The organism is Cutibacterium sp. KBN10P07758 (assembly GCF_050286205.1).
GTDB classification, from domain to species: Bacteria; Actinomycetota; Actinomycetes; order Propionibacteriales; family Propionibacteriaceae; genus Cutibacterium; species Cutibacterium acnes.
On record NZ_JBNNQV010000001.1, the window covers coordinates 2,486,627 to 2,495,333 of the forward strand.

Annotated in this window: 9 protein-coding genes; 1 reads left to right on the forward strand and 8 read right to left on the reverse strand. The window is 58.4% G+C overall.

Annotation, left to right across the window (positions count from 1 at the left end; all coding sequences use genetic code 11):
* Positions 1–56 precede the first annotated feature (56 nt).
* The 6 genes from rbsD to ACOYO3_RS12215 are packed head-to-tail and all read right to left on the reverse strand — an operon-like array spanning position 57 to position 5,922.
* Positions 57–440, reverse strand: coding sequence for a D-ribose pyranase (gene rbsD, locus ACOYO3_RS12190; protein WP_002524573.1), 384 nt, complete (start codon positions 438–440; stop codon positions 57–59).
* Positions 437–1,366, reverse strand: coding sequence for a ribokinase (locus ACOYO3_RS12195; protein ID WP_002515739.1), 930 nt, complete (start codon positions 1,364–1,366; stop codon positions 437–439). Before ACOYO3_RS12195 ends, rbsD begins: the two co-directional genes overlap by 4 nt.
* Entirely contained in the window at positions 1,363–2,304 is a 942-nt protein-coding gene (locus ACOYO3_RS12200) for a substrate-binding domain-containing protein (protein WP_002515915.1), read from the reverse strand. Before ACOYO3_RS12200 ends, ACOYO3_RS12195 begins: the two co-directional genes overlap by 4 nt.
* A 48-nt stretch (positions 2,305–2,352) precedes the next feature.
* A complete protein-coding gene (locus tag ACOYO3_RS12205; RefSeq protein WP_002518564.1) occupies positions 2,353–3,354 on the reverse strand; it encodes an ABC transporter permease in 1,002 nt (333 codons plus the stop codon).
* A gap of 58 nt (positions 3,355–3,412) precedes the next feature.
* Positions 3,413–4,918 (reverse strand): sugar ABC transporter ATP-binding protein, encoded by a 1,506-nt coding sequence (locus ACOYO3_RS12210; protein WP_002524572.1) that lies wholly within the window; start codon positions 4,916–4,918, stop codon positions 3,413–3,415.
* Positions 4,915–5,922: a LacI family DNA-binding transcriptional regulator gene (locus tag ACOYO3_RS12215; protein WP_002515911.1), complete on the reverse strand. Its 1,008-nt coding sequence runs from the start codon at positions 5,920–5,922 to the stop codon at positions 4,915–4,917. Before ACOYO3_RS12215 ends, ACOYO3_RS12210 begins: the two co-directional genes overlap by 4 nt.
* Positions 5,923–6,412: 490 nt before the next feature.
* Here ACOYO3_RS12215 and ACOYO3_RS12220 point away from each other — a divergent pair, with 490 nt between their 5' ends.
* A complete protein-coding gene (locus ACOYO3_RS12220) occupies positions 6,413–7,408 on the forward strand; it encodes an L-lactate dehydrogenase (protein ID WP_002518560.1) in 996 nt (331 codons plus the stop codon).
* A 98-nt stretch (positions 7,409–7,506) separates the two neighbouring features.
* Here ACOYO3_RS12220 and ACOYO3_RS12225 read toward each other — a convergent pair whose 3' ends face one another.
* Both ACOYO3_RS12225 and ACOYO3_RS12230 read right to left on the reverse strand, forming a co-directional pair.
* Positions 7,507–8,139 carry a DUF3566 domain-containing protein gene (locus ACOYO3_RS12225; RefSeq protein ID WP_002517390.1) on the reverse strand — a complete coding sequence of 211 codons (633 nt, stop codon included), beginning with the start codon at positions 8,137–8,139 and terminating at the stop codon, positions 7,507–7,509.
* Positions 8,132–8,707, reverse strand: a 576-nt coding sequence (locus tag ACOYO3_RS12230; RefSeq protein ID WP_427305908.1) for a DNA gyrase C-terminal beta-propeller domain-containing protein, incomplete at its 5' end; no start/stop codon positions are given. The genes ACOYO3_RS12225 and ACOYO3_RS12230, both read right to left, overlap by 8 nt.

Genomic DNA, 8,707 nt, shown 5'->3' on the forward strand with positions numbered 1-8,707 from the left:
ACTGGATCACGCTCCGAAGAACCAAATCGGGATCTGATCGAGGTGTCGCACGTCCATCAAAACGGTACTCCACAACGCACGATGACGTTGGAATACGGCGTCGTCTCTCCCGTCCGCACGACGAAAGAGACGTTGGGCAGCGCCTTTTTGAGGTCCTCATGACTGACCGTGCGAACCTCTTCAATCCGTTCTCTCACCCAAGATTCCGGTTCATGCCCGAGAGCCTCGTGAGCAATCGTGGCTCCGTCCACGACCACTTCGTCGAGGATGGCGTCGAAAACCTCCTGGAACCTCGGGGTTCCCAGCACCACAGCGAGGTCAATCACCGGGACCTCATGAGGAATCGGCAACCCAGCATCAGCAACGACGAAGGTCTGGGTGTGCCCCAACCTGGCCACCGCCGCACACAATTGGGGATTAAGCAGTCCGCTCTTCTTCATGCGTGTTCTCCTCGACGAATGCTCTCCACCTCGTCAGCACTGGGGTAGGAGGCTTGTGCCCCCGGCTTGGTCACCGTCAAAGTCGCCACCGCGGTAGCAAAACGGCAACCCTCGACAAGAGTACGGCCACGAGCCAGTTCTGCAGCCAACGCACCAACGAAAGCATCTCCCGCACCGACGGTATCGACAGCCTTCACGGTCGCCGCAGCCACGGCGTCGAACCCTTCCGGCCCGCCGACGATGCATCCTGCCGATCCCAAGGTGATGACAACACTGCGGCACCCAAGGTTCAACAGCTCGCGCAAAGCTGCGTCAGGATCATCCTCAAGACGAGAAGTCGTCGATCCCAAAGCAAGAGCCACCAAGGCCGCCTCATGTTCGTTAACTACCAGCGGGTCGGCCATGCGAATGACCTCTGGATCAACGTCAACAACCGGTGCCAGATTGAACACGAATCGTTTGGCGCCGCGAGCAGCTTCGGCAATCCCGTCAGGCGGAATCTCACCTTGACACACCACCACGTCAGCGTCCTGGATGCGCTCGGCCTGAGCCCGGACGGTCTGTGCATCAACGGTCCCATTAGCGGCCGCGATGACGATAATTGAGTTCTCTCCGGAATCCGCGACCATGACGACGGCCGTCCCCGTCAATACGTCACGACGGACCACGCCATCAAGGCCAACGCCTTCCGATAGTAGGGATAGGGCGGTTTCAGCCGTCGGGTCCTTCCCCACAGCTCCGACCATCGCCACCTGAACGCCACATCGCGCCGCCGCAAGAGCCTGGTTAGCTCCCTTACCGCCGGGGGTCAGTGTCGCCTCACCTCCGGCCAGGGTCTCCCCTGGGCCCGGAAATCTCTCCACGCCGACCCTCATGTCGGCATTGATCGATCCGACGACGGTGACTTTCGCTGTCGCGCCGCTCATTCGTAGTCCTTCGCGTTGTCCTTGGTCACCAGCACAACCTTGATTGGGGTGGTCTTAGAAACCTGCTTGCCAGCCAATATGTCGGCCGCCTGGTCCACCGCGGTCTTGCCCAGCAAGGCAGGCTGCTGAGCAATCGTCGCTCCCATGGTTCCAGCCTTAACGGCCTTGATACCGTCAGCAGTACCGTCGAAACCTACAACCTTGGCGCTTTGGCCAGCCTTCGAGCCCAGGGCGGAAATAGCACCAATAGCCATCTCGTCGTTTTCGGCGAAAATACCCGTGGCTTTGGAGTGAGCCTGCATGAGATTAGTCGTCACGTCGAGAGCCTTAGAGCGATCAAAATTGGCAGTCTGCTTGGCGACCACTTTGATGCCTGGATGTTTGGCGATTTCCTCGCTGAATCCCTTACCACGGTCACGGGAAGCCGAGGCACCCGGGGTTCCCTGTAGGTGGATGACTTCACCCTTGTCTCCCATGATCTCAGCGAGTTTCTTGGCGGCATCGATACCACCAGCAATGTTGTCAGATGCAATGAAGGAAGCAACATCACCGCTGCTGGAGCTGCGGTCGACCGTAATCACCGGGATTTTCGCCTTATTGAGGGCCTTCACAGACGGCGCAACGGCGTCAGAATCAGTCGGATTGACGATAACTACTTTGGCTGAGGTAGATACCGCGTTAGCAAGCTGGTTGGCCTGGGTGGCGGCGTCGTCTGACGCGTCCTGCACCTGAAGGTTAACTCCCTTGGCCTTAGCCTCCTTCTTTGCCCCATCCACAAGCTGAACGAAGAACGGGTTAGTTTGCGTGGAGACGGCAAACACCACCGTGCCCGATGCAGATGAACCAGCTCCACCGTCACGGTTACAACCGGCCACACCAGTCGCTATTATCGTCACGGCAACTGCCGTCGCGAGCACCTTAGTAGACTTGAACTTCATTGTTCTACCTTTCTCTTGTTACACAATAGTTCGTGCATGAGCGCTTATTCAGGATTCTTTCTTAGACCTGAAGACATCGAATCCGACAGCCAGCGCGATAACGCAGCCGATAACAACCTGCTGCCAGAACGAGGTAACGTTAAGAATATTAAGACCGTTACGAATAACGGCTAGTAAAACAGCACCAATAAAAGTGCCGCTTGCCTTTCCAGAACCTCCTGACAATGAGGCTCCACCAATAACGACAGCTGCAATGGCATCAAGCTCATACCCGAACCCCGCCTGAGGCTGGGCTGAGGAGAGCCGACCAGCCAACACCAGACCAGCTAGGCCAGCAAAAACACCGGCCAGAGCGTAGACAGTGACGAGGATGCGACGCACCGGAATACCGGAGAGACGAGCAGCCTCTTCGTTACCACCAATGGCATAGAGAGAACGCCCCAGCACCGTACGCGACAGCATGAACCAGCACACCACACCGGCTAGGGCGAGCATGATGACAGGCACCGGAATTGGCCCAACATCAGCACCCAGCTGGTTCACTGCGTCAGAGGTGGCGACGGGGGTGCCGCCAGAGATAACAAGAGTTAGTCCGCGTGCGACGCTCATCATGGCCAGCGTGGCGATAAAGGCAGGCAACTTGCCATAGGCGATGGCCAGACCGGAAACAGCTCCAGCAAGCAGTCCGATTAGCAGGCCGATGATAAGGGTGAGCCAGCCTGGCAGACCAGCGTTAGAGAACATCCATGCTGAGACCATGGCTGAAAGAGCTGCGACCGAACCCACAGACAAATCAATGCCGGAGGTAACGATGACGAAGGTCATACCGAAGGCCATAATCGCCACCACCGCGGCTTGGATTCCGATATTAATGATATTCGGCACAGTGAGGAATACTGGAGTCGCAATAAACAGAGCAATACAGAGAATAATAAGGCCTACGAGAGCACCATGATTAAGGGACCAGGAACCAACTTTCCTGCCAACTGACGGTCTTTGCGTAGTAGCGGTTGATGTAGTAGTCACGATGATTTTTCCTTTCCAGATCATCACCGATCGAGAGAAGACGACATTCAGTACTTTTCGGCATTAAGAATGAATACGGGATTCATCCTGTTTTTTCATCAACAGGATCGACGGAAGCCACCGCTAGCTCCATGACAGCGTCTTCAGTGGCCGCCTTGGCGTCGAGGATCCCCATCGCTCGGCCATGGGACATGACGAGGATCCGGTCACTCATCCCGATGACCTCGGGAAGCTCGCTGGAAACCATGAGGACGGCGCCCCCGGCATCGGTAACAGCATTAATAAGCTGGTAGATCTCGACCTTGGCGCCGACGTCGACACCCCTGGTTAGCTCATCAAGCAACAGAATTGACGAGTCCGCGAGAATCCAGCGTCCAATAACAACCTTCTGCTGATTACCACCAGACAAATTGCGCACCGGCTGATCCAAGCTAGCCATTCTGACCCTCAGCTTCTCAGCAACATTCTGAGCGCGTCGACGTTGCCCAGAGCGATCAACTAATCCCGCGTGCGAGGTCGATTTCATGGTCGCGTAACCGAGATTCTCGTTAACCGAAGCATCGAGAACTAATCCCTGCGATTTGCGTTCCTCCGGCACATGGCCGATACCGTCGACGATTGCGCGCGAAATCTTTCCTTTCGGGAGCTCCTTACCACGCACACGCACGGTGCCTGAGTCGTATTTATCGGCTCCGGCGATGGCGCGCAGCACCTCGGTGCGTCCGGCTCCCACCAGACCCGCCAGACCCAACACTTCGCCGGCGTGCAAGTCGAACCCGACATCTTGAAATGCCCTTTCGCGGCTGAGTCCCGTAACCGATAGCAACACCTCTCCGACCTCACCGCGATGGCGCGGGAACTGGTCGTCAATGTCGCGGCCGACCATCATCGTGACCAGCTCACGTTCCGAGGTACGGGCCGGTACCTCCCCTACGAGAGTGCCGTCGCGCAACACCGAAACGTCGTCACCGACGCGGGGAATCTCGTCGAGGTGATGGGAGATGAACACCATCGCCACGCCCTTAGTCTTGAGGTCATCCATCACCTCGAAGAGCTGGCCAGACTCCTTGCGCGTCAGAGCAGCGGTGGGCTCGTCAAGGATGAGCACCCTGGCATCCATCGACAGAGCTCGCGCGATCTCCACGAGCTGTTGGTGGGCAGTACTCAGCGAACCGACGAGGCGGTCCGGGGAGACGTCTAAACCAATCCGCTCCAGCGCAGCACGGGCCTGAGCCCGCATCAAGCCCCAATTCACCAGCCCGCCCCGGCTGGGGGTGCGTCCAAGCATGATGTTCTCAGCCACCGACATCTGCGGAACGAGATTAAGTTCCTGGTGGATCGTCGCGATACCCCGAGCTTCGGCAGCCTTAACAGTAGGCAGTTCAACGGGTGTGTCGTCAATGACAACCGAACCAGAGTCGGGGTGATAAATGCCGCTCATCATCTTGATGAGGGTGGTCTTTCCGGCTCCGTTTTCACCGAGCAGGACGCGCACCCTGCCAGGAATGACGTCCACCGATACGTCTTGGATGACCTTGACGGGTCCGAAAGCCTTAGTGACGTGGTCGAGTCGAAGTACTGTTGTCACTGGTTCTCCTTGACCATTCGAGTTGATGCCCTGACGATGAGGTGGGTGTCCAAGCGGGCGGAGCTGGTGGGCTCCCCAGACATGGCACGGTTAAGTAGATCGACGGCGACCTTCCCCATGGCGTCAATATCCTGGGCGACGACGGTGAGGGCGGGATTGGTGAGGCTGAATACCGGCAGGTCGTCGAAACCGACCAGGTCGATCTCGTCACCGATGCGAACCCCCTGGTCAATGCATGTCCGCAGCGCCCCCATCGACATGAGGGAGTCGGACGCAAAAATGGCAGTTGCACCACCGTCAAGTAGTCGTCGGGCACCCATGCGTCCTGACTCCTCCTGAAAGTCGCCTTCGACAACGAGGTCCTCGTCAACCTCCAGTCCATGTTCAGCCAACAGTTGACGATAGGCCTGATAACGCTCCAGACCGGTTGAAGTTTGTTGTGGTCCGGTAATGAAACCGATCCTGCGATGCCCGTGATCCACCAGGTGGTGGACGGCCTGTCTCATTCCATTCCAGGGATCAGAGGTGACGGCTGGCAGAGGCGACCCCGTGATTTCACGGTCCACGCACACCACCTGAACGCCGTCGTCAACTAAGTCTTTGACGGCCTGCCCGCCGCTGCCAGTGGGCGTCACGATCGCCCCGTCAACTCTCTGACGACGCAGAGTGTTGACGTACCGGTTGAACTGGTCGGGAGACTCGTCGGCATTGCACAGCAAAGTTGCCCAACCATAAGCGAGGCACGCATTTTCAACGACCGACGCCAACTCAGCAAAATACGGGTTACGGATATCTGGGACGACCAACCCGATGACGCCACTGTGGGATGAACGCAAGGACCTAGCGTGAGCATTCGACAGATATCCCAACTCATGGGCTGCGTTGTGCACCGCGCTGCGGGACGCCTCGGAGGTCGCGGAGCTGCCGTTAAGAACTCGCGATGCCGTCCCCAGCGACACTCCTGCCAACCGAGCGACATCCTTGATCGTCGGTTTGTGAGTCATCTTTCCCTCCTCTCGTCGTCGAGTGTGAGGTGTCGAAGAGTTTTCCCATGTCCACCTTATGGAAACGTTTCCATGAGTGTGTGATTTACACGGAACCACATTCAGCATTGAGTGTCAAGGGGGTACTACAGAATCCGCCCCACGTCCCCGGCTATCCCTGCCAGTCCCTCATCAACTATGTCCTCATCAAAGCTGTGGCAATCCTGCACACAACACAGGGTCGTGCCATGAGGAGTGGCAACTAACCCAACGACGAACACATTTGCCACACCGAGACCGCAGCTCTCGGCCGCCTCAACGTCATGCGCACTCAAACACACTGGAACGTACTGTCACGGCTTCGTGTCAGACACTGTCGTGAAGCACTAAACTCGCCGCATTACCAGCTACTGCAACTCTGTTCCAGTTCGTTGCAGTACGTGCTAAGCAGGAGCAGACAAGCTCGCCACCACGTCTCACTGTCAGAGACGGTGGTGTACCACGTGAGACGATGAACGTCAACGGAAGGATCACACCCATGTCAATTGCACCGCACCTCGTCGTTATCGGGATCGGCCACGTCGGCTCGGACGTCGTCACCAATGCCGCAGCCTTGGGACTCTTCTCGCGTATATCGCTCATTGATGTCGACAAAAAGGTCCGTGACGGCCAAGCTCTCGACAACCACCAGGCCACCGCCGTCGCCCCCGCCATGACGACCACCATCACGGCAGCCAACTATGACGCATGTCGCAGCGCCGACGTCATCATCGTCTCCGCTGGTCCCTCCGTCCTGCCTGACAGCTACGGCGGCGGCCATGACTCACGTAACTCGCTGGCCCAAGTCAACTCGAAGGTCATCCGCGAGGTGATGGGCAACATCTGCCAATACACCCACAGCGCACCCATCATCCTCATTACTAACCCACTAGACGTTAACGTCCATATCGCGGCAACCGAGTTCGACTATCCGACGAACCTCGTCGTTGGCACCGGAACCGCCCTCGACTCAGCCCGACTGCGCCGTCACCTAGCCGACTGGGCCGGCGTCAGTCCCGACTCGGTGCAAGCCTTCATGTTGGGAGAGCACGGGGCGACAGCATTTCCCTACCTCTCGCATGCCTCTATCGGTGGTCTGACCCTCGCCGAGGCGACGACCGCCCTGGGGCTGCAACCGTTGTCCCCCGACCAGGTGGGCAACAGCGTCGTACAGTCGGCCTTCGATATCCTTGAGGGCAAGGGCTGGACGTCCTCGGGTATCTCGAAGGCGGCGGTGAGCTTGGCACGGGCCATGCTGCTCGACCAACGGTCCATCCATCCGGTATGCACGCTAGCCGACGGGGTGCTGGGATTCCACAGTGAGGTATCCCTGTCGCTGCCAACGGTGGTCAGTGGCCACGGGGTCGAACATCACCTCAACATCGTCTTGGACGAGTGGGAGCAAGAGAAACTGTTGGTCTCGGCCAAGGCGGTACGAGAGGTCTATGAGTCGGTGCGTCCAGCCTGAGCGCCGCGACTCCTGGCATTTCCCGTTACATCCCACCCATACAGCAGGGTGACGTCGGCCTCGATGACGAGTTCGGTGCGCAGTTCCGGGCACCGAACTCAGTCTTCGGCGAGAGTGACCTCCAAGCCACCCATAATCTGGGCAGCCAAGTTGTAGAGGAAGCTAAACAAGGTCGAGATCGCCGTAAACAACACCGCATTAATGGCGCCGATAAGGGCAGTCAAACCCAATACACGCCCAGTATTGACGTAGTCAGACAGCTCAAACTTCGACGTCGAACTCGGTGAACTGATGAGGTCGTTGACGACCTTATTCATGGAATCAAAGGCACCCGAAGCACCGATGATGCCCCAAATGATCCAGGTCGCGATAAAGAAAATCACCGCGCCAGCCACACCGAATAATAGAGAGGTCTTCATGACCGACCACGGATCGACGCGAGTCAAGCGCAACCGAGCCTTACGTGTGCGCCTCGGAGCGCGTGCCGGCTGATGCGCCTGAGGCGAACGATGCGGCTCCTGCTGGTTCGGGGCTTTCTCCCCCTGGGCGCCACGCGAATCAGTACGCCTCAACGGGGTAGACGCCGTCGTCCGTTTGCGATCAGACTCCTGACGCGGATCAGGGCGCTCCTCGCCCTTCTCGTGGAAGGTACGGCGGGCATCACCGGCGGTCCAGTGGATTGCCTCCGGGTCGTCGGGACCGGGATGCGTCACCTTCTTCTCGTCACTCACCGTTGTCCTCCGGCTTCATGTCGTTTCCCGCCGTATCGACGGCACGGTCGTCGTCCACAGTATCGCTTCGCCGAACCACACCTCCCGATTGGGCCTGCGTGGCATCGCCTTCAACAGTTTCCACTGATTCGTCAGCGACTTCCTCCTCGACGGTATGTTCGGGGTTGACAGCGATGATTGAGACAGCGTCGCCACCTCGTACGGAGACGAACTTGACCCCCATCGTGGAGCGTCCCTTGGCGGGCACCTCAGACACGGCCGATCGGGTGATCTGACCTGACGTCTTAATCGCGATGATTTCGTCAGCCTCGCTGACCACCAGGCCACCAACCAGGGAGCCGCGCTCCTCACTGAGGGCCATCGCTTTGATGCCGACTCCCCCACGCCCCTGCTGACGGTACTCCGACACAGCAGTGCGCTTGGCGTAGCCGCCACCGGTTGCTGTGAAAACGAACCGATCATCCTCAGGCATGTCGGAGTGGATGATCGACATTGACAGCAACTCGTCATCACCACGGAACTTCATGCCGGTAACGCCCGAAGTCGCACGCCCCATCGGGCGCAGCTG

Bases quoted from the DNA above. Each gene is read 5' to 3' on its own strand.
- rbsD (WP_002524573.1), bottom strand. From the start codon at position 440: ATGAAGAAGAGCGGACTGCTTAATCCCCAATTGTGTGCGGCGGTGGCC.
- ACOYO3_RS12195 (WP_002515739.1), bottom strand. From the start codon at position 1,366: ATGAGCGGCGCGACAGCGAAAGTCACCGTCGTCGGATCGATCAATGCC.
- ACOYO3_RS12200 (WP_002515915.1), bottom strand. From the start codon at position 2,304: ATGAAGTTCAAGTCTACTAAGGTGCTCGCGACGGCAGTTGCCGTGACG.
- ACOYO3_RS12205 (WP_002518564.1), bottom strand. From the start codon at position 3,354: ATGATCTGGAAAGGAAAAATCATCGTGACTACTACATCAACCGCTACT.
- ACOYO3_RS12215 (WP_002515911.1), bottom strand. From the start codon at position 5,922: ATGACTCACAAACCGACGATCAAGGATGTCGCTCGGTTGGCAGGAGTG.
- ACOYO3_RS12220 (WP_002518560.1), top strand. From the start codon at position 6,413: ATGAACGTCAACGGAAGGATCACACCCATGTCAATTGCACCGCACCTC.